Below are 20,185 nucleotides of genomic sequence, written 5' to 3'. Positions count from 1 at the left end.
CGGAACAGACCCCGCGACGCCGCCGGTTCCGCCCGCCGTGGGAAACTTCCCGACATGGTGCTTGAGGTCGCGCTGATCGACGTACTGCCCGGACATGAGGACGCGTTCGCCGCCGCGTACGCCGAGGGTCACCCCGTGCTCGCCGGGGCAACCGGCTGCCGGTCCGTGCGGATGACCCGGGGAATCGAGTCGCCGACGCGCTTCGTGCTGCTCGTCGAATGGGACTCGGTCGAGGCGCACGAGGAGAACTTCCGGGCCACCGAGCGGTTCGACAGGTGGCGGGCGTTGATCGGGCCACACTTCGCCGGGCCGCCCGTGGTCGAGCACTTCCTCGACGTACCGGCCTGACGAGACGCACCCGCCTGTTGCGACGTACCGGCCTGATCTAGACGTACCGGCCTGATTCGACGCACCAGCCCGCGCGACACTGTCGTACCCGGCGATTACCGTGCCTGCGCACGCGCCGGCCGCCGGTCCCGACGGGCTCGGGGGCGCCGGGCCCGGTGGCCGCGCGGCGTGCCCTACTCCCCGGCGCGCCGGGCCAGCGCGGTGACCGTCTCCTCCGGCGACAGCGCGGCCTCCAGCAACGCCTCGGTCATCCGCTCGTAGCGGCCGACGTCGAGCACGGTGGCCAACCGGACGTCGGTGGTCAACGCCTCGATCATCACCGTCCGCGGGTCCGCCGGGTCGGGAAAGGCATAGCAGGAGTACGGCGTGAGCGGGTGCAGCCCGCCACCGGCCGCCCCACGGGGCAGCAGCCGCACCGTGACATGGGACAACCCGGTCACGGTGACCAGGTGCCGCAGCTGCTCACGCCAGACCGCCACCGGCAGGTCACCCGGATCGCAGACGGCCGCGGCGAGCACCGCCGTGTAACGCGGCGGATAGGCCCGCCGCAACACCTCCTGCCGCAGGGCGCGGGCGCGCACCTCGGCCTCCACGTCGATCTCCGGCGTGAGCTGGGCGCCGGCCTCCACCAACACCCGGGTGTACGCGGGTGTCTGGAGCAGCCCCGGCACGACCGTCGGCTGGTACTCGACGATGTCGGCCGCGCCCGCCTCCAACTCGGCGTAGGTGCGCTGCCGTTCGCTCATCTCGCCAAGCGTCTTCCACCAGCCTCGGCTGGTCGCCGCATCCCGGGCGATCACGATCAGCGCCTCCCGGGTCGGAGTGGGCACCTTGTAGATGTCCAGCAGATCGAGCACGTCGGCGAGGTCCGGCCGGCTCTGGCCCAGCTCGATGCGGGACAACTTCGACGTCGAGGCCCAACCCAGCCGGTCGCAGACCTGCTCCAGGGTCAGCGCCTCGCGCCGACGCAGCTGGCGCAGCTCTGCGCCCAGACGTGCACGTCGAATGACAGGACTCGTTGGCAGCGGCATCCCGGCCTCCCCATCGAGGGAGCGTACGCAGGACGATCACCCAGTGCAATAGCTCGCTCGCTCACCGCAATCAGGTCATTCGGCGCGGCCGGCCCGCCGGACCGTCTCAGGGTCGGTAGGTGCCGAACGCCCAGACCGTGCCCGCCAGGTCCCGGGCGGCGTAGTCGCGGGACCCGTAGTCGGTGTCGAACGGTTCTCTGGTGATCTCGGCCCCGGCCGCGCGGGCCTGGGCGCAGTGGGCGTCGACGTCCGGTACGGCCACGTACACCGACCAGTCGTCGTCGGCCGGCCTGGACGTCGCGTCGGCCCGACCGCCCAGCATGATCATGCCGCTGTCGAGGACGAGTTCGGCGTGCGCGACAGTACCGTCAGGTGCCTCGTGCACGGCGTGCACCTGGAAACCGAACGCGGAGCAGAGCCAGTCGATGGCGGCGCGGGGATCGGGGTAACGGAAGACGGGATAGATGGTTCGCATGACCCAATTCTGCGGCCGGCGGCTCCGCTCCGGATTGGACGAATGTGACCTCGGCGGGTCGCCGCCCGCCTGGGCGCCTAGCCGGCCGGTGTCGACCGGGCGGCGAGCAGCGCGGCCGGAGTCGCCCCCGCGAACTGGTGAAAGTCCCGGATCAGGTGGGACTGGTCGTAGTAGCCACAGCACGCCGCGACCGCGGCCCAGTCGACGACCCGTCCCGCACCGGACGGCTCCAGGCTGCCGGACGAGCCCAGGCCGGACGGCCCCAGGCCAGGCGGTCCCAGGTCAGACTGCGGCTGGCCAGGCGGGCCCAGGCCAGACGAGGGCTGGCCAGTCGGTCCCACATCGGGCGAGGGCTGGCCGGCGGCGGTTGGCGGCCTGGCATCCGGCCCGACCAGGGCGTTCGGCCCCACGTTGGTCAGCGCCGTGCACGCCTGCTGGAAGCGCAGAAGCCGGGCGACCATCTTGGGTGGCAGCCCGATCTCCTGGCGGAACCGGGCCGCGAGGTGCCGCCGGCTCCAGCCCAACTCGTCGGCGAGCACGCCGACGCCCTCCCGCCCGCCGCTGGCGACCAGCCACCGCCACGCCCAGTCGAGCCGGGCGTCGACGGGTGGCGACGCCGCCAGCCGGCCGGCGAGCGCACTGTCGAGAAGGGCGAACCGCTGCGGCCAACCGGGCGTCTCGGCGAGCCGGCCGCGCAGCCGATCCAGCCACCGGCCCGGCAGTTGCCCGACGCCGACGGCCCGGTTGGTGAGCTCGTTCAGCGGCAGGCCGAGGAGCCGACGGGCGGTCAGTGGGGTGAGCAGCAGCTCGACGCCCTCCCCCACACCCGTCGTACGTGTGGTGCACCAGCCGTCGAAGGTGCCGGCCACGAAGGAGTCGACACCGCTGGCCCCGCGCTCCGCGCTGCGCGGGTCGGTCACGTCCAGCGGAGCGCCCCAGCCCAGGATCAGCACCACGAAGACGCCTGCCGACTCGCGGCGGACCAGCGGCAGGTCCGCCCGTTCCCGGTAGCCGACGTACCGGTCGACGAACGGACGCAGGCTGACCTCGGGCAGCCCGAGGACCATCTCCCCCACCGGTGCCACCGTCGTCACCCGCGCCCGCCCTCCGTACGCCGACGGCGACCCAGCGGCTCGCTGGTCACGCCCGGCGGCTGGTCGTCACTTCACGCCGGCGGCGTCCATGCCGCGCAGTTCCTTCTTCAGGTCGGAGACCTCGTCGCGGATCCGGGCCGCCAGCTCGAACTGCAACTCGCGGGCCGCGGCCAGCATCTGGTCGTTGAGCTCCTGGATGAGCTGGGCGAGGTCGGCGCGGGCCATCCCCTCCCGCGAGGTGGTGGTGGCGGCGCCCCGGCTTCGGCTGCGGGTCTCCTTGACCGGTGCCTTGCCTCGGGAGAGCTGGCGCACCGCGCCGCCGACCCGGGAGTTTTCGGTGTCCTCCGCCTCGCGGTAGATGTCGTCCAGGATGTCGTGGATCTTCTTACGCAACGGCTCCGGGCTGATCCCGTGCGCCTCGTTGTGCGCGATCTGCTTGGCCCGACGCCGATCGGTCTCGTCGATCGCCGCCGCCATCGACGGAGTGATCTTGTCGGCGTACATGTGCACCTGACCGGAGACGTTACGGGCGGCCCGCCCGATGGTCTGGATCAGCGACCGGCCACTGCGCAGGAAGCCCTCCTTGTCGGCGTCGAGGATCGCCACCAGCGACACTTCGGGCAGGTCCAGACCTTCGCGGAGCAGGTTGATGCCGACCAACACGTCGTAGTCGCCCTTGCGCAGCTCGCGCAGCAGCTCCACCCGGCGCAACGTGTCGACCTCCGAGTGCAGGTAACGCACCCGGATGCCGTTTTCCAGGAGGTAGTCGGACAGGTCCTCGGCCATCTTCTTGGTCAGCGTGGTGACCAACACCCGCTCGTCCCGGTCGGTCCGCAGCTTGATCTCGTGCATCAGGTCGTCGATCTGACCCTTGGTCGGCTTGATCACGACCTGCGGGTCGACCAGGCCGGTGGGCCGGATGACCTGCTCGACGAACTCGCCCTGTGCCTGCTCCATCTCCCACGTGCCGGGGGTGGCGGACAGGTAGACCATCTGGCCGACCCGTTCCAGGAACTCGTCGAAGCGCAGCGGCCGGTTGTCGGCCGCGCTGGGCAGCCGGAAACCGTGGTCGATGAGCATCCGCTTGCGGGACGCGTCACCCTCGTACATGCCGCCGATCTGCGGGATGGTCACGTGCGACTCGTCGACCACGGTGAGGAAGTCGTCGGGGAAGTAGTCGAGCAGGGCGTGCGGCGGGCTGCCTGGCAGCCGCCCGTCCATGTGCATCGAGTAGTTCTCGATGCCCGAGCAGAAGCCCACCTGCCGCATCATCTCGATGTCGTAGGTGGTGCGCATGCGCAGCCGCTGCGCCTCCAGCAGCTTGCCCTGCCGCTCCAGCTCGGCGAGCCGCTCGGCCAACTCCACCTCGATGTCACGGATCGCCCGTTCCATCCGCTCCGGGCCGGCCGCGTAGTGGGTGGCCGGGAAGATCACCAGCTGGTCGACCTCGCGGACGACGTCACCGGTCAGCGGGTTGAGGTAGTAGAGCTTCTCCACCTCGTCACCGAACAGCTCGATCCGGATCGCCAGCTCCTCGTACGCCGGAATGATCTCCAGCGTGTCGCCGCGGACCCGGAAGGTGCCCCGCTGGAAGGCCATGTCGTTGCGGGTGTACTGGATGTCGACAAGCCGGCGCAGCAACTGGTCGCGGTCGAGCTCATGCCCGACCTGCACCTTCACCGCCCGGTTGAGGTATTCCTCCGGGGTGCCCAGGCCGTAGATCGCCGAGACGGTCGCCACCACGATCACGTCGCGGCGGGTGAGCAGCGACATCGTCGCCGAGTGCCGCAGCCGCTCCACCTCCTCGTTGATCGAGGAGTCCTTCTCGATGTAGGTGTCGGTCTGCGGAATGTACGCCTCGGGCTGGTAGTAGTCGTAGTACGAGACGAAGTATTCGACCGCGTTGTGCGGCAGCAGCTCGCTGAACTCCTTGGCCAGCTGGGCGCAGAGCGTCTTGTTCGGGGCGAGCACCAGGGTCGGGCGCTGCAACCGCTCGATCAGCCACGCCGTGGTGGCGCTCTTGCCGGTGCCGGTCGCGCCGAGCAGCACCGTGTTGCGGTCGCCACGCCGAACCCGGCGCGCAAGATCGTCGATGGCTGCCGGTTGGTCACCGGCCGGCTGAAACTCACTGACGACCTGGAAGCGGCTGTCCAGCCGGGGAATGTCGAGCGCCATGCCGTCAACGGTACGCCGGAGGTCCGACAGGAAAGGCCGTCACGCCAGGTACGTGATCGGCTTCAATATTCCCATTGTGTGGCCGATGTCACCCGGACTACCCTCTCCATGTAGGCCGCTCGCGGCGGCCGACCGGGCCGGTGGCCAGGCCAACATCACGGCCGGCCACCCCCGGCACTGCGGTCGCAGCACCCGGCTCGTCCGGCGTGCGCACCCGTGTGGTCGCGCTCGAGGCGCAGACCGGCCGCCGCGAGCGCCCCTGCTCGTCACCCCGGCGCCTCCCGCCCGTTTCACCTCCCGTGGACACCTCTGCGACCCCGCCGCCCGACACCACCACCCCCACGGGCACGCCCCCGCCGGACAGCACCCACCGGCGGAGCGCTTCCGCGGCGGGTAAGCCCGGCACTCCGGCCGCCGGCCGGCGCCGCGCCGGCCGGCACCGCACCGGCTCGGCCGACGCCAACGCGGCCAACCGGCCCACCGGGAGCCGGAGCGGGTCCACCGCCAGCCGGACCGACACCGAACGGCCCACCGAGACCAGACAGCCGAAAGACACCGGTCGGCCCAAAGGCACCGGAGGTCCCAAGGACACCGGCGGACCAACCCACACCGGACAAACCAGCGACACCGACCAGCCCACCACCACCGCCGCCGGACCGACCGGCAACGACCGGCCCGCCACCGACCCACCTGCCGCCACATCCCAGCCCACCACCGGCCGATCCGCCGCGCCCCAGCGCGGCGCCACCAAACCCACCACCCGAGCCACCACCCGGTCCGCCGACTCCAAGCCCACCACCCGGTCCGCCGCCACCAAGGCCACCACCGGCCAAGCCGCCACCAAGCCCACCACCGGCCAAGCCGCCACCAAGGCCACCACCACCAAGGCCCCCACCACCAAACCCACCACCACCCGGTCCGCCGCTACCGAGCCCACCACCGCCCAGCCCGCCGGCACCCGCCGGACGGCCACCGGCCGGGGCGCCGGCAGGACCCCGGCGACCAGCCGCGCCGACGACACCGCCGACCCAGCCGTCGACACCGCCGGTCCGGTCTCGGCCAGCCGCCGCAGACGTACCGTGCTGTTCGTACTCGGTCTGACCGCTGTGACGTCCGCGACGGCGTTGGTGTTCGGGCTGTTGAGCTGGGCGCCGGACCCGCCCGAGCCCGCCCGGCCACTGACTTCCGCGGAGGGTGAGCGGCTGGCCGCCGTGCGGGTCACCAACCTGCGGGACCTGCGCGCCGGGGTCCGCGTCACCGCCGGCGTCGACGCGGCGCGGATCGAGCTGGTCGGCTGGGTGGACTGGTCGCGGTCGCTGCTCTACCTCGACGTGGGCGGGCCCGGCGCGGGTGCTGAGCGCGGGCTGGTGCAGCGGGCCGGCCCGGTGCTGGTGATCCGGCCCGACGCGGCGGCGGTGCCCACCCCCGCCGCACCTCCGCTGGTGCCTCCGGCAGACCGTTGGCGGCTGCACCGCCTGCCGTCCGGGGCGAGCCTGGCAGCGGTGCTCGACCTGCTCCTCGGCCTGGCCGCCGACCGCCCGGACGCGACCCCGACGGTGCCGGGCGACGCCGCGCGCTGGATCGCCCGGGACACCGTGGCGGGCGGCCCGGTGGACGTCCTCCAGGCACCGCTGCTCGCCAGGACACCACCCGCGGGCAGCACCGCGGCACCCACGCCGCAGGTCGAGCCGACGGAGGCCGGGCCGGACGGGCAGACCCGGTACTGGCTCGACCAGGACGCTCGACTGCACAAGCTCGTCACCCGGCTGCCCGGTGTCGGGCCGGTCACGGTGACCCTGCACCGGGCGGACCGTCCGACACTCCGGCCAGTGGACGCCCTCGGCGGCCGGCCCGGTCTGCCCCGCGCACTGACCGACGCCGAGCAGCGTCGACTGGATCGGCTGCCGGCCCGGCTACGCGCCCAGGGCGGCGCGGCGGTCACGCTGACCGCGCCGACGGGTACGGACACCAACCTGCGGGGCGCCGGCTGGTTGAGCTGGACCGCGCGTACCGCGTACCTCACGGTTGCCGACCTGGCCGTTCCGGATCGGCGGACCCTGCTGCGCCGCGACATAGCTGGTCAGGCCCGGGCGGACCTGCCGGCGGCTGCCGCTGGCGGCGGCACGGCGGAGGCGCCGGGCCGGCCACCCCTGCCGCCCCCGGCCGGAGCGTGGCGGGTCTCCCGATCCGCCGGGGACGACGTGAGCCTGCTCGTCGACGCCGCGGTGGCGGCCGGGTCGGTCGGGCCACGCGGCGCGGCCGTGCGGGTACGCGAGGACGTCACCGCCGGACGGACCGTGGACGTCGTCGAGGTGGGCCCGGCGGCCGCACGGCTGCGCTACTGGATCGACCGCGACGGGTCGCTGCGGCGGCTGGAGCTGCGCACCCACGGCAACGCGTGGGCCCAACTGGATCTCCACCGCGCCGTGGTGCCGCGACTGGCCCCGGTGCCCCGACCGGCTGCCAAGCCTCGCCCCCCGGCCCCTCGACCCCGCTGACCCCGTGTCCCTCAGGGCCGCCAGCCGGTCTGCGTGGCCCACTGCTCGGCCCGCAGGTACTCCTCGTCGAACCACGGGTCCCGGGCCGTGCCGGAGTTGCCGGCGGCCGGAGCCGCATCGACCAGATCTCGCTTGAGCTGCAGGTACGCGGCTCGGTGATCCGGGTCGGCACGCAGGTGGTCGCGCATCAGCAACGCGTACCGCCAGCCCGGCGACCCCTCCAACCGCACGTGCAGGCGCAGCGGACGAGCCGGGTCGGCGCTGCCGTGCAGCCGCTTCTCCCACCGACCACGGCCGGCCGGGCGCGGATCGTCCCACCACTGCCCCGGCACCCGCGGGAACCCGGCGTTCGCCAGCCGGTCGGCCAGCGCCCCGTCGGCGTCGGCGAGGCTGGGCACGGCCACCTGCACGTCGATGACGTCCTGGGCGGTGAGGCCGGGCACCGCGGTCGAGCCGATGTGGTCGATGCGTAGGGCGTCCGAGGCCAGCGTGTGCCGGATCCGGGCGGCCAGCCGCGCGTACTGCTCGGGCCATGTCGCGTCGGACCCCACCGGGTCGCCGTCACCCGGCGGGACCACCCGCCGCTGACGCAGGTTGTCCTCGTAGGGCAGCAGCCGCTGCGACCAGAGCGCGTCGACGGCGTCGTGCAACGCCGCCAGGCTCCCGTCGTTGCCGAGCACCACGTCGGCAGCCGCCCGGCGGTGCGCGTCGTCGGTCTGGGCGGCGATCCGCCGCTCGGCCTCCGCGCGACCCATTCCCCGGCGGCGCACCAGCCGTTCCAGTCGGGTCGTCACGGCCGTCTGCACCACGATCACCAGGTGGTACGTGGGCGCGAGACCCACCTCCACCAGCAGCGGTACGTCGTTGACGACGATCGCGTCGGGTGGTGCCGCGGCGGCCAACTCCGCGGTGCGGGCCCGAACCCGGGGGTGAGTGATCGACTCCAGCCGACGGCGGGCGGTCTCGTCGGCGAACACCACCGCGCCCAGCGCGGCACGGTCCAGGGCGCCATCGGCATCCAGCACCGTGTCGGAGAAGGCGGCAACGATCTCGGCCAGCCCAGCGCTCCCCGGGGCGACGACCTCGCGGGCCACCTGGTCGGCGTCGATGAGCACCGCGCCCCGCTCGACGAGCCGTGCCGCCACCGCGCTCTTGCCCGACCCGATCCCGCCGGTCAACCCCACTCTCAGCACCCGACCAGTCAACCGGATCACGAGCCCTGCCGCCAAACCCGCCACGATCGCGCGCCCCCGGCCCGCCGACCCACCGATCGGAGAGACCCGCCCCCGACCGACGCGATCTCCGGCGCCCGCGCCCGGCGCCCGGCAAGATCGTGCTCGATCCAGGTTGTCGTGGTGTCCTGGTCGTCCGAGGCCCCTATATCCAAGGTCGAGCACGATCTTGCGAGTCCGGCGGTCGCGAGGGGGGTACGGCGAAGGCCCCGCCCCCCACGATCCGGAGATCGCGGGGGCGGGGCCCGTCGTCGTTCAGTCGTTCAGCGGGTCACTTGCCGCCGGCGAGCTTCTCCCGCAGAGCGGCGAGCGCCTCGTCGGTGGCCAGCGTGCCGGCCGGCTCCTCGGCCTGCCGGCTCGGGGCCGGGCTGGACGAAGAGGTGGTGCCGCCGCCACCGGTGCCGCCAGCGGCCGGGACGACCGGAGTCGGGTTGGCGGCAGCCTCGGCGTCGGCAGCCCGAGAGGTCTGCACCTGCTTGGTGTGGGCCTCCCAACGCTGACGAGCCTCCGCGTACTGGTTCTCCCAGGTCTCGCGCTGCTTGTCGTACCCCTCGAGCCACTCGCCCGTCTCCGGGTCGAAGCCCTCCGGGTAGATGTAGTTGCCCTCGGTGTCGTACGTCGCGGCCATGCCGTAGAGGGTCGGGTCGAAGTGCTCCTCGCCCTCGACGAAGCCCTCGTTGGCCTGCTTGAGCGACAGCGAGATCCGGCGGCGCTCCAGGTCGATGTCGATGACCTTGACCATGACCTCGGAGCCGACCTGGACGACCTGCTCCGGGATCTCCACGTGGCGCTCGGCCAGCTCGGAGATGTGGACCAGGCCCTCGATGCCGTCGTCCACGCGGACGAACGCACCGAACGGCACCAGCTTGGTGACCTTACCCGGCACGATCTGCTGGATCGCGTGGGTGCGGGCGAACTGCCGCCACGGGTCCTCCTGGGTCGCCTTCAGCGACAGCGAGACCCGCTCGCGGTCCAGGTCGACGTCCAGGACCTCGACCTCGACCTCCTGGCCCACCTCGACGACCTCGGACGGGTGGTCGATGTGCTTCCAGGACAGCTCGGAGACGTGCACCAGACCGTCGACGCCACCGAGGTCCACGAACGCGCCGAAGTTGACGATCGAGGACACGACGCCCTTGCGGACCTGGCCCTTCTGCAGCTTGTTGAGGAACTCGGTGCGCACCTCGGACTGCGTCTGCTCCAGCCAGGCCCGGCGGGACAGAACCACGTTGTTGCGGTTCTTGTCCAGCTCGATGATCTTGGCCTCGAGCTCCCGCCCGACGTACGGCTGCAGGTCGCGCACACGACGCATCTCGACCAGGGACGCGGGCAGGAAGCCACGCAGCCCGATGTCGAGGATGAGGCCGCCCTTGACCACCTCGATGACCGAACCGCGGACGACGCCGTCCTCGTCCTTGATCTTCTCGATCGTGCCCCAGGCCCGCTCGTACTGTGCCCGCTTCTTGGAGAGGATCAGACGACCCTCCTTGTCCTCCTTCTGGAGGACCAGGGCCTCGATGTGGTCGCCAACCGTCACAACCTCGGCGGGGTCCACATCGTGCTTGATCGACAACTCACGAGAGGGGATGACGCCCTCGGTCTTGTAGCCGATGTCGAGCAGGACCTCGTCCCGATCGACCTTGACGACGGTGCCTTCGACAATGTCGCCGTCGTTGAAGTACTTGATGGTCTCGTCGATCGCGGCGAGGAATGCCTCCTCGGAACCGAGATCGTCGTGGGTGACCCGGGTGGCGCTCGAGGGGGCCTCGATGCTGCTCGTCATGTGGGCGGTTGCTCCGGTCGGTGGGTTGTCACAGCAGGCTGGTGTCGCAGTGACCTGTTCGCGCCAGCGGATCCGTCGCCGGGCACACCGAACGATCGCCTAGTGAGATCATGATGTGGCTCCGTCGACCGCGCACCTGCTCCCTGCCGAGGCAACGCGATCCGCGAGCGCATCGTCTAGCCTACCGTGCGCATTACCACAGCGTGCAAGCCCTCCCGGCTTCTCTGTGTGTGATGACCTGCGAAAGACGAACAATCGCCCGGAAAACACCACTGCTGTCTCGTGCGTCACAGCAGCCCCAATCGTCGCCCTCCGCCCCGCCTGATCGGCTCGGTTTCCTGGAAATCGGCGCGTCCCACCCGGCCGGACACCGTGACGTCACCGAAACCGAGTCGATCAGGCGGCGGCACACGCGAAGCCGCGCAGCTCGTGGACGCGCCGCCGCACCCAACCTGGCGGATGGGGCCTAGCGTGAGCGCGTGGATGACGACAGCCGGGTCACCCGGCGCCGGGTGGGTGACGCCGAGGCCCGGCGGGCCAACCGCGGCTGGTGGGACACCGACGCCGACGACTACCAGGCTGAGCACGGCGCGTTCCTCGGCGACGTGGACTTCGTCTGGTGCCCGGAGGGCCTGCGCGAGGCCGATGTCCGACTGCTCGGCGACCTGCCCGGTCGCCGGGTGCTGGAGGTCGGCTGCGGCGCGGCCTCCGCCGCCCGCTGGCTGGCCACCCAGGGTGCCCGGCCGGTCGCCTTCGACCTGTCCGCCGGCATGTTGCGGCACGCCGCCAAGGCCGCCGACCGCACCGGGGTACGCGTACCGCTGGTGCAGGCCGACGCGCTCGCCCTGCCGTTCGCCGACCGGTCGTTCGACCTCGCCTGCACCGCCTTCGGCGCGATTCCGTTCGTGGACGACTCGGCGGCGCTGCTCGCCGAGGTGCACCGGGTGCTGCGCCCCGGCGGGCGGTGGGTGTTCTCGGTGACCCACCCGATGCGGTGGATCTTCCTCGACGACCCCGGCGAGGGTGGGCTGACCGCCGTGCACTCGTACTTCGACCGCTCCCCCTACGTCGAGCAGGACGAGGCCGGCGTCGCCACGTACGTCGAGCAGCACCGCACCCTCGGCGACCGGATCCGGGAGCTGGTCGGTGCCGGCTTCCGGCTGCTGGACCTGGTGGAGCCGGAGTGGCCGCAGGGGCACGAGGGCATCTGGGGGCAGTGGAGCCCGTTGCGCGGCCGGCTCTTCCCCGGCACCGCCATCTTCGTCACCGAGAGGCCCACGGAGTGAGCGCGTCGCACCCGCAGTCCGCCCTGCGTCGCATCGAGCGCCGGTAGGCTCGTCCCATGAGCGCCGAGCCCATCCCGACATCACCTGGCCCCTGGTGTCCGGACCCGATGCGGCAGCAGCGTGCCGACTACACGCTGGAGGACCTGCTCACCCTGCCGGACGACGCCCCCCGCGTCGAACTCGTCGACGGAGTTATCCAGGTGACACCCTCCCCCACCCTGGGCCATCAAGACATCTCGTTACTGCTTGCGCACTGGCTGCTGCAACACGTGCCGGCTGACCTCCGGGTCGTTCAGGCCGTCGGAGTCGGGCTGAGTCCCAACACCAGCCGACAGCCGGACGTTCTCCTGCGGCGGGCCGGCGTGGCTTCCTCCCGATCCTCGCTGCGTCCGGCGGACGTGGTCCTCGCCGTGGAGATCGTCTCGCCCGGGACGCGCCGGATCGACAGGTTCGCGAAGCCCGGCGAGTACGCCGCCGCCGGCATCCCGTTCTACTGGCGCATCGAGCAGGACCCGGTGCACGTCTACGCGTACCGGATCGGCGACCGGGTGGGCCCCGGCGGTGAGCGGCAGTACGAGCTGGTCGCCGACGGCGCCGACGTGATCGAGCTGGCAGAGCCGTTCGACATCAAGCTGCCGGTCGCCGAGATCACCCCGTAGCGCGTCCCCGGACCTGCCGTTTCACCGCGCCGGTGTCGGGTAGCCGAGGAGCATGGCCGAACAGCGATTCCGCGCGGGCGACCAGGTTTCCTGGTCGGCCCACGGCAGCCGCGCGTACGGCGTGGTGCAGGAGACGATCACCAAGCGGACGCGGATCCGCGGACGGGCCGTGAACGCGGCCCCCGACGACCCGCAGTACCGGGTTCTCAGTGACGGAACGGGCCGCGACGTGGCCCACCGACCCGAGGCGCTGCGTCATGAGCAAGGCTGACGACCAGGGCCGGGACACCTACCGGGACTTCACCGAGGCGGTGAACATGAAGCCCGGCGAGCTGTCCACCTGGCTGGAGACCGACGAGTCGAAGCAGGTTGGCTGGCACAAGGGCGGCCGCTCCGGTGGCGGCGAGTCCGTCGGACACGAATCCGGCCGGAAGATCATCAACCTGCTCCGGCGCAAACGTGGCGACCTGTCCGAGGGCGACTACAAGCACATGCGCAAGGTCGTCGGGTACGTACGACGGCACATGGCGCAGCGCCCCTCCGGCAACGTCCGCGACACGAGGTGGCGCTGGTCCCTCATGAACTGGGGCCACGACCCCATGAAGTAGCTGGTCATCCGCCGCAAGATCTGCGCAACCTCGGTGACGTTGGTGCCTCACAACACCACAACCCAGCACGTTCCCCGAAGTTGCGCGGATCTTGGGAATGGCACACCGGGCCGGCACCCAGCAGTCAGCACCCGGCAGTCGCTGTACGGCGGGCCGGCACGGGGGGGCGAGGCGGACGCGGCGGTCCGGACACGCTTGACCTGGCCCGCGCCCATGACCCAACGGCCGCGACCAGGACGACCTGGTCAGGGGTTTCGGGGCAGCCCGACCCACGCAGGGCTCAAGCCTGACCGCCCGGAGTGGGTCGGGCTGCCCCGAAACCCCCACACCGCAACCACCAAAGCCGCGACCCAAACGAGGATCAGTGATCCGCGCTGTTCCAGTCGCGCCCGTCGCCGACCGACACCGACAACGGCACCGACAGCGGGTACGCCTCGCCCATCTCCCGCCGGACCAGTGCCTCCAACGCCTCCCGCTCACCGGGGGCGACCTCGAAGACCAGCTCGTCGTGCACCTGCAACAGCATCCGCGAGCGCAGCCCGGCCTCGCCCAGCGCGGTGTCGACGTGCAGCATCGCCACCTTGATGATGTCGGCAGCGGAGCCCTGGATCGGGGCGTTGAGGGCCATCCGTTCGGCGATGTCGCGGCGTTGCCGGTTGTCGCTGACCAGGTCGGGCAGGTAGCGACGGCGACCGAGGATGGTGGAGGTGTAGCCGTCCTGGCGGGCCTTGGCGACGACCTGGTGCAGGTAGTCGCGCACCCCGCCGAAGCCGGCGAAGTAGTTTTCCATCAGCCCGCGCGCCTCTTCGGTGCTGATGGTGAGCTGCTGGGACAGGCCGAACGCGCTCAGCCCGTACGCCAGGCCGTAGTTCATCGCCTTGATCTTGCGGCGCTGGTCGGCGCTGACCTCGTCCAGGGGCACCCCGAAGACCGACGAGGCGGTGGCGGCGTGGAAGTCGGCGCCGGAGTTGAACGCCTCGATCAGCGCGTCGTCCGAGGACAGGTGCGCCATGATGCGCATCTCGATCTGGCTGTAGTCGGCGGTGAGCAGGCACTCGTACCCCTCACCCACCACGAAGGCCCGCCGGATCCGCCGGCCCTCCTCGGTGCGGATCGGGATGTTCTGCAGGTTGGGCTCGGTGGAGGAGAGCCGACCGGTGGCCGCCACGGTCTGGTTGAAGGTGGTGTGGATGCGGCCGTCGTCGGAGACCGACTTGAGCAGCCCGTCGACTGTCGACTTGAGCTTGGCCACGTCCCGGTGGCGCAGCAGGTGGGCCAGCACCGGGTGCGGCTGCTGCGCGTAGAGCCACTGCAGGGCGTCGGCGTCGGTGGTGTAACCCGTCTTGATCTTCTTGGTCTTGGGCAGGCCCAGCTCGGTGAAGAGGATCTCCTGCAACTGCTTGGGCGAGCCGAGGTTGAACTCCCGACCCACCGCCTCGTACGCACCCTGCGCGGCGGCCTTCACCTCGGCGGCAAAGTGCGCCTCCAACTCGGACAGGTAGTGCGTGTCGGCGGCGATGCCGGTGCTCTCCATGGCGGCCAGCACCCGCATCAGCGGCAGCTCCACGCCGGCCATCAGCCGGGCGGACTGCTCGCCGTCGCGGGACAGCTCGGCGTCGATCGCGTCGGCCAGGTCCAGGGTGGCCCGGGCCTGGAGCATCAGGTTCTGCTCGATGACGCCCTCGTCGCCGAGCCCGTCGAGGGTCAGCTGACCGGACTCCGGGACGTCCACCCGCAGCTCCCGGTGCAGGTAGCGCAGCGCCAGGTCGGTCAGGTCGTAGGACCGCTGGTCGGGGCGGGCCAGGTACGCGGCGATCTGGGTGTCGCGGACGATGCCGGCGAGCTGCCAGCCGTGCGCGGCGCAGGCCAGCACGGCCGGTTTGCTGTCGTGCAGCACCTTGGGCCGCTGCGCGTCGGCCAACCAGCCGGCCAGGGCGCCCTCGTCGGTGGCGTCGAGCCGCGTGGGGTCGACCCAGGCCGCCGCCGCACCGCCGGCGGTGGCCAGCGCCAGCCCGAGGATGGAGGCGGTGTGCCGGCGGTTGGGACCGGTGTCGAGCTTGACCGCCAACCCGACCGGGGTGCCGGTCGGGGCGTGCGTGGTCAGCCACTCCGCGAGCGCGCCCGGCTCGGTGAGCACCTCGCCGGCGAGGTCGAAGCCCGACTCGGCCTCCGGCTCGACCGCCTCCAGGTATTGGTAGAGACGGTCGCGCAGGATGCGGAACTCCAGGGTGTCGAAGACCTGGTGCACCGCCTCCCGGTCCCAACCGGCCCAGCGGGTGTCCTCCGGGCGCAGCGGCAGCTCCAGGTCGGAGACGAGCCGGTTGATCTCGTAGTTGCGGATCACGTCGGCGAGCCGCTCCCGCAGACTGTCGCCGGCCTTGCCCTTGATCTCGTCGGCGCGGGCGATCACGCCCTCCACCCCGCCGTACGTGGTGATCCATTTGGCCGCGGTCTTCGGGCCGACGCCGGGGATGCCGGGCAGGTTGTCGCTGGTCTCGCCGACCAGCGCGGCGAGGTCCCGGTACTGCTGGGGCCCGACGCCGTACTTCGCCTCGATCGCCGCCGGGTCCATCCGGGCCAGGTCGGAGACGCCCTTGCGCGGGTAGAGAACGGTGATCTGGTCGTCGACCAGCTGGAACGCGTCGCGGTCACCGCTGCTGATGAGCACCGACATGCCCTGGTCGCGGGCCTGGCAGGCGAGCGTGGCGATGACGTCGTCGGCCTCGTAGCCCTCCATCTCCACCACCGGGATCTGGAGCGCGGCCAGGACCTCCTTAACCAGGCTGACCTGGCCCTTGAAGTCGGTCGGGGTCTCGCTGCGGCCGGCCTTGTACTCCGCGTACTTCTCGGTGCGGAAGGAGCGGCGGGAGACGTCGAAGGCCACGACGATGTGGGTGGGCTGCTCGTCGCGCAGCACGTTGATCAGCATTGAGGTGAAGCCGTACACCGCGTTGGTCGGCTGACCCGTCGTGGTGGAGAAGTTTTCCACAGGCAGGGCGAAGAAAGCCCGGTATGCCAGGGAATGTCCGTCGACGAGGAGCAGGCGCGGCGTCGTAGCTGTCACGGCAGCGACTCTAGTCCGTCGCACCGACATCCCTGGCCGGCGGCACCGGGTGACCCGACGCGAAAACGGCCGCCGGCCCGAACGCCGGCGGCCGGCCATCCCCCGCGGGGGATGGCCGGCCGCCGCTCGGATGGCTCAGGCCACGCCGAGGTACGCCTCCTTGACCGACGGATCGTGCAGCAGGTCCTGACCGGACCCCTCCTTCACGATCTGACCGGTCTCCAGCACGTAGCCGCGGTGTGCCCGCGACAACGCCTGCTGGGCGTTCTGTTCCACCAGCAGGATCGTCATGCCCTGCTGGTTGATCTCCGTGATGATGTCGAAGATCTGCCGGATCACCAACGGGGCCAGACCCATCGACGGCTCATCGAGCAGCAGCAGCTTCGGCCGGCTCATCAGCGCCCGCCCGACCGCGAGCATCTGCTGCTCGCCGCCGGAGAGGGTGCCACCGGCCTGCTTGCGCCGCTCGGCCAGCCGCGGGAAGAGGGTCAACACCCGGTCCAGGTCGGAGGCGATGCCGGCGGAGTCCCGCCGGGTGTACGCCCCCATGTCCAGGTTCTCCATGACCGTCATACCCGGGAAGATCTGCCGTCCCTCGGGCGACTGACACAGCCCCCGGACCACCCGCAGGTCGGCCCGGAGCTTGCTGATGTCCTCGCCGTTGAACGTGATCTTCCCGTCGGCCAGTGACCTGGTCCCGGAGATGGCCCGCATGGTGGTGGTCTTTCCGGCACCGTTCGCGCCGATCAGAGCCACCACCTCACCCTCGTTGACGGTGAGGTTGATCCCGTGCAGCGCCTCGATCCGTCCGTACGCGACGGCGACGTTCTCCAGCTCAAGCAGCGTCATCGGCGGGCTCCCCCAGGTACGCGGCGATCACCTTCGGATCGCGGCTGACCTCCGCGGGCGCACCCTCGGCGATCTTGCGGCCGAACTCCAGCACCACGATCCGGTCGGTGACACCCATGACCAGCCGCATGTCGTGCTCGATGAGCAGGACGGTCAGGCCCTTGTCACGGATCTGGCGAATCAGGGTGAGGAGCTCCTCCTTCTCCGCCGGGTTGAAGCCGGCGGCCGGCTCGTCCAGGCAGATCAGCTTCGGCTCGGTGGCCAACGCGCGGGCGATCTCCAGTCGGCGCTGGTAGCCGTACGGCAGGTTGCGCGCCTCGTCGTTGGCCCGGTCGGCGATCCCGACGAAGCGCAACAACTCGAGCGCCTTGGCCTCGGCCGCCCGCTCCTCCAGGATGTGCCGGGACAGACCGAAGATCTTCGCGGCCGACAGGCGCACCTGCTGCCAGGTCCGGGCGATCCCGGACGCGGCGGTGACCTGCGGCAACTCCTCCGGCTTCGGTCGCACCCGGTAGAGCCGGAACAGCGCCCCGGGCACGCTCGTCTTGTGCCGGGAATCGGTGCCGACCATCACGTTCTCGAGTGCGGTCATCTCCGGGAAGAGCCGGATGTTCTGGAACGTCCGGGAGATGCCCAACTGGCTGATCTGGTGCGGCTTGCGGCCGGTCACGCGCTGACCGCGGAACCGGACCGCCCCCGAGGTCGGCTTGTAGACCCCGGTCATCACGTTGAAGCTGGTGGTCTTGCCGGCGCCATTCGGCCCGATGAGGCCGAGGATCTCGCCCTCGTAGATCTGGAAATTGATCTTGTCGAGGGCGACCACGCCGCCGAAGCGGAGCGTGACGTCGTCGACTTCGAGCAACACCGACCGAGGCCCCGCCTGAGTCGGGATCTTCGGCGTCGCGGTGCTGGTGGTCGGATCAGACACGAGCGGGCACCTCCTCTGCATCCGCCGCGCGGTCTTTCAACTCGCGGGCACGCCGCCGACTCGGGACCAGGCCCTGCGGACGCAGGATCATCACCAGGACCATGGCCAGACCGAAGACCAGCCACCGGTAGTCGGCGAAGTCGCGGAACCGCTCCGGCAGGTACGCCAGCAGCACCGCGCCGAGCGAGACGCCGATCATGTTGCCGGAACCACCGACCACGACCATGGCGACGAACAGGATGGACAGGTTCGCGTTGAACTGGGTCGGGTCGATGAACGCGTTCCGGCTGCCGAACAGGAAGCCAGACAGGCCGCCGAGCGCCGCACCGATGGCGAACGCCCACAGCTTGAACTTGAACGGGTACACACCCATCACCGCGGCGGCGTCCTCGTCCTCGCGGACGGCCAACCACGCCCGGCCGACCCTGCTGTGCTCCAGTCGACGAACCAGGAACACCATGACCAGCACGAAGGTGATCGCCAACCAGTACCAGGGCTTCGCGTCGATCAGACCGAAGACCTTGTTGTCCGCCGACGGCGCACCCTCCGGGCCGGGGATGGCCGAGATACCGACCGGGCCGTTGGTCAGCCCGGTGGCGTTGCGGGCGACGATCCGGATGATCTCGCCGAAGCCCAGCGTCACGATGGCCAGGTAGTCACCGCGCAACCGCAGCGTCGGCCAGCCCAGCAGCACCCCGGAGATCATCGTCAGCACGATCGCGATGAACAGGCAGATCGCCCAGGTCACCGCCCAGGTCGGCGGCAGGTTGAACTCCTGCTGGATCCACTTGACCACCGGCGAGTTCACCGAACCGAACAGCGCCACGCTGTACGCCCCGATGGCGAAGAAGCCGATGTAGCCCAGGTCGAGCAGGCCGGCGAGGCCGACCACCACGTTCAGCCCGATCGCGACAAGCACGTAGATGGCACAGATGAAGAGCACGCCGGCCCAGTTGTTGCCGCCCTCGATCGAGTCGGTACGCAACCAGGTCAGACCCGGGATGCCGAGCAGCGGCAGATAGTAGAGGATCGCCACGAAGGCGGCCAGGCCGATGGCCTGCTGCCACTTCGGCAGCGCCCGCCAGCGGTCGCCGACCGAGGTCAGTACGCCGACCCGGCGACGGTCTGCGGAGCGAATCTTGTCGATCATGCGCGGGCCCTCCCGAGCGACTCACCCAACAGGCCGGTGGGCCGGAACATCAGCACCACGATCAGCACCACGAAGGCGATGACGTCCTCCCAGTTGGACGCGAAGAGCGTGGCGCCGTACACCTCGACGATGCCGAGGAAGAGGCCACCCAGCAGCGCGCCGCGCAGGTTGCCGATGCCGCCGAGCACCGCGGCGGTGAACGCCTTCAGACCCAGCACGAAGCCGATGCTGTTCTGCGTGAAGCCGAACCGCATGCTCCACAACAGCGCGGCCGCGCCGGCCATGATGCCGCCCAGCACGAAGATCAGCATGATCACGCGTTCCTGGTTGACGCCCATCAGCGCGGCGGTCTCCGGGTTCTGGGCCACCGCCCGCACACCCCGGCCGTAGCGGGTGCGGTTGATGAACCAGTCCAGCACGGCCATCATCGCCACCGCCGCGACGAAGACGATCAGCTGGATGTTCGTGATCGCCGTGTTGCCGATGGTGAACAGGGTCTCCTGCTGGATGATCGTCGGCATACCGACGATCTGCCGGGGCCGACCGAACGCTTCCGGCAACACGCCGCCGAGCAGCTTCGGCAGCACCTGCCCGAAGAGTTCCACGAAGACCAGCGACAGACCGATCGCGGTGATCAGGAAGATCAGCGGCGGCGCGTTCTTGCGCCGCAACGGCCGGTACGCGATCCGCTCGAGCGCGAGAGCGGTGCCACCCGAGGCGACCGCCGCGACGATCAGACCGAGCACCAGGAACAGGATCGCCTGGCCGACAGGCGGGTTATTTTGCACCCCGAGCTGGGTCCACAGGATCAGCACCGCGAAGGTACCGACCATGAACACCTCGGAGTGCGCAAAGTTGATCAGACGAAGGACGCCATAGACGAGGGTGTAGCCAAGGGCGATCAGGGCGTAGATGGCGCCCTTGGACAGGCCGTCGACCGTGTGCTGGCCGAGATGGCCGATCAGTTCATCGAAATGCACCGGGGGTCTCCTTGAATCGAGTGCG

The 20,185-nt window shown here is 70.8% G+C and carries 16 protein-coding genes and 1 pseudogene; 6 read left to right on the top strand and 11 right to left on the bottom strand.

Features of this window, described 5'->3' with window-relative positions:
• Nucleotides 1-54 precede the first annotated feature (54 nt).
• Nucleotides 55-348, top strand: a complete 294-nt coding sequence (locus tag AB0B57_RS16240; protein ID WP_357069740.1) for an antibiotic biosynthesis monooxygenase family protein — start codon at nucleotides 55-57, stop codon at nucleotides 346-348.
• A gap of 173 nt (nucleotides 349-521) precedes the next feature.
• On the opposite strand, the gene AB0B57_RS16235 is transcribed toward AB0B57_RS16240, so the two are convergent.
• From AB0B57_RS16235 to uvrB, 4 genes are all read right to left on the bottom strand, one after another.
• Nucleotides 522-1,379: a helix-turn-helix transcriptional regulator gene (locus AB0B57_RS16235; protein WP_357069738.1), complete on the bottom strand. Its 858-nt coding sequence runs from the start codon at nucleotides 1,377-1,379 to the stop codon at nucleotides 522-524.
• 106 nt (nucleotides 1,380-1,485) lie between these two features.
• Nucleotides 1,486-1,854, bottom strand: a complete 369-nt coding sequence (locus tag AB0B57_RS16230) for a VOC family protein (protein WP_357069736.1) — start codon at nucleotides 1,852-1,854, stop codon at nucleotides 1,486-1,488.
• A gap of 77 nt (nucleotides 1,855-1,931) precedes the next feature.
• Nucleotides 1,932-2,948 carry a helix-turn-helix domain-containing protein gene (locus AB0B57_RS16225; RefSeq protein ID WP_357069734.1) on the bottom strand — a complete coding sequence of 339 codons (1,017 nt, stop codon included), beginning with the start codon at nucleotides 2,946-2,948 and terminating at the stop codon, nucleotides 1,932-1,934.
• A 66-nt stretch (nucleotides 2,949-3,014) separates the two neighbouring features.
• Nucleotides 3,015-5,123, bottom strand: a complete 2,109-nt coding sequence (gene uvrB / locus AB0B57_RS16220) for an excinuclease ABC subunit UvrB (RefSeq protein ID WP_357069732.1) — start codon at nucleotides 5,121-5,123, stop codon at nucleotides 3,015-3,017.
• Nucleotides 5,124-5,422: 299 nt separating this feature from the next.
• Here uvrB and AB0B57_RS16215 point away from each other — a divergent pair, with 299 nt between their 5' ends.
• On the top strand, nucleotides 5,423-7,621 hold the full coding sequence (locus AB0B57_RS16215; protein ID WP_357069730.1) for a hypothetical protein: 2,199 nt from the start codon (nucleotides 5,423-5,425) through the stop codon (nucleotides 7,619-7,621).
• A gap of 11 nt (nucleotides 7,622-7,632) precedes the next feature.
• On the opposite strand, the gene coaE is transcribed toward AB0B57_RS16215, so the two are convergent.
• Nucleotides 7,633-8,814 carry a dephospho-CoA kinase gene (gene coaE, locus AB0B57_RS16210; protein WP_357069932.1) on the bottom strand — a complete coding sequence of 394 codons (1,182 nt, stop codon included), beginning with the start codon at nucleotides 8,812-8,814 and terminating at the stop codon, nucleotides 7,633-7,635.
• 310 nt (nucleotides 8,815-9,124) lie between these two features.
• Complete coding sequence (gene rpsA / locus AB0B57_RS16205; RefSeq protein ID WP_357069728.1) at nucleotides 9,125-10,636, bottom strand: 30S ribosomal protein S1; 1,512 nt, start codon at nucleotides 10,634-10,636, stop codon at nucleotides 9,125-9,127.
• Nucleotides 10,637-11,115: 479 nt separating this feature from the next.
• Here rpsA and AB0B57_RS16200 point away from each other — a divergent pair, with 479 nt between their 5' ends.
• From AB0B57_RS16200 to AB0B57_RS16185, 4 genes and pseudogenes are all read left to right on the top strand, one after another.
• On the top strand, nucleotides 11,116-11,922 hold the full coding sequence (locus AB0B57_RS16200) for a class I SAM-dependent methyltransferase (protein ID WP_357069726.1): 807 nt from the start codon (nucleotides 11,116-11,118) through the stop codon (nucleotides 11,920-11,922).
• A 56-nt stretch (nucleotides 11,923-11,978) separates the two neighbouring features.
• A complete protein-coding gene (locus tag AB0B57_RS16195) occupies nucleotides 11,979-12,581 on the top strand; it encodes a Uma2 family endonuclease (protein ID WP_357069724.1) in 603 nt (200 codons plus the stop codon).
• Between the two features lie 52 nt (nucleotides 12,582-12,633).
• The gene (locus tag AB0B57_RS16190; RefSeq protein ID WP_357069722.1) at nucleotides 12,634-12,852 is read left to right on the top strand and encodes a DUF2945 domain-containing protein; all 219 of its coding nucleotides are present in this window, start codon (nucleotides 12,634-12,636) and stop codon (nucleotides 12,850-12,852) included.
• Nucleotides 12,839-13,180: pseudogene (locus AB0B57_RS16185) on the top strand (DUF3140 domain-containing protein); the annotation flags it as partial. The gene AB0B57_RS16190 and the pseudogene AB0B57_RS16185, both read left to right, overlap by 14 nt.
• Before the next feature lie 370 nt (nucleotides 13,181-13,550).
• On the opposite strand, the gene polA reads toward AB0B57_RS16185, so the two are convergent.
• From polA to AB0B57_RS16160, 5 genes are all read right to left on the bottom strand, one after another.
• Complete coding sequence (polA, locus tag AB0B57_RS16180) at nucleotides 13,551-16,253, bottom strand: DNA polymerase I (RefSeq protein WP_357069720.1); 2,703 nt, start codon at nucleotides 16,251-16,253, stop codon at nucleotides 13,551-13,553.
• Nucleotides 16,254-16,388: 135 nt separating this feature from the next.
• Nucleotides 16,389-17,102, bottom strand: coding sequence for an ABC transporter ATP-binding protein (locus AB0B57_RS16175; protein ID WP_357069718.1), 714 nt, complete (start codon nucleotides 17,100-17,102; stop codon nucleotides 16,389-16,391).
• Nucleotides 17,089-18,030 carry an ABC transporter ATP-binding protein gene (locus AB0B57_RS16170; RefSeq protein ID WP_357069716.1) on the bottom strand — a complete coding sequence of 314 codons (942 nt, stop codon included), beginning with the start codon at nucleotides 18,028-18,030 and terminating at the stop codon, nucleotides 17,089-17,091. Before AB0B57_RS16170 ends, AB0B57_RS16175 begins: the two co-directional genes overlap by 14 nt.
• Nucleotides 18,023-19,180: a branched-chain amino acid ABC transporter permease gene (locus tag AB0B57_RS16165; protein WP_357069713.1), complete on the bottom strand. Its 1,158-nt coding sequence runs from the start codon at nucleotides 19,178-19,180 to the stop codon at nucleotides 18,023-18,025. Before AB0B57_RS16165 ends, AB0B57_RS16170 begins: the two co-directional genes overlap by 8 nt.
• Nucleotides 19,177-20,160 (bottom strand): branched-chain amino acid ABC transporter permease, encoded by a 984-nt coding sequence (locus tag AB0B57_RS16160; RefSeq protein WP_357069711.1) that lies wholly within the window; start codon nucleotides 20,158-20,160, stop codon nucleotides 19,177-19,179. Before AB0B57_RS16160 ends, AB0B57_RS16165 begins: the two co-directional genes overlap by 4 nt.
• Nucleotides 20,161-20,185 lie beyond the last annotated feature (25 nt).

Source organism: Micromonospora sp. NPDC049101, from assembly GCF_040648675.1.
In the GTDB taxonomy this organism is placed as follows: domain Bacteria; phylum Actinomycetota; class Actinomycetes; order Mycobacteriales; family Micromonosporaceae; genus Micromonospora.
Note: the sequence above shows the minus strand (reverse complement) of the source record. Positions and strands in the feature narration are given on the sequence as shown.

Coding starts and splice junctions, on each gene's coding strand:
- AB0B57_RS16235 (WP_357069738.1), bottom strand. CDS start 1,379: ATGCCGCTGCCAACGAGTCCTGTCATTCGACGTGCACGTCTGGGCGCA.
- AB0B57_RS16175 (WP_357069718.1), bottom strand. CDS start 17,102: ATGACGCTGCTTGAGCTGGAGAACGTCGCCGTCGCGTACGGACGGATC.
- AB0B57_RS16165 (WP_357069713.1), bottom strand. CDS start 19,180: ATGATCGACAAGATTCGCTCCGCAGACCGTCGCCGGGTCGGCGTACTG.
- AB0B57_RS16190 (WP_357069722.1), top strand. CDS start 12,634: ATGGCCGAACAGCGATTCCGCGCGGGCGACCAGGTTTCCTGGTCGGCC.
- AB0B57_RS16240 (WP_357069740.1), top strand. CDS start 55: ATGGTGCTTGAGGTCGCGCTGATCGACGTACTGCCCGGACATGAGGAC.
- uvrB (WP_357069732.1), bottom strand. CDS start 5,123: ATGGCGCTCGACATTCCCCGGCTGGACAGCCGCTTCCAGGTCGTCAGT.
- AB0B57_RS16195 (WP_357069724.1), top strand. CDS start 11,979: ATGAGCGCCGAGCCCATCCCGACATCACCTGGCCCCTGGTGTCCGGAC.
- AB0B57_RS16230 (WP_357069736.1), bottom strand. CDS start 1,854: ATGCGAACCATCTATCCCGTCTTCCGTTACCCCGATCCCCGCGCCGCC.
- rpsA (WP_357069728.1), bottom strand. CDS start 10,636: ATGACGAGCAGCATCGAGGCCCCCTCGAGCGCCACCCGGGTCACCCAC.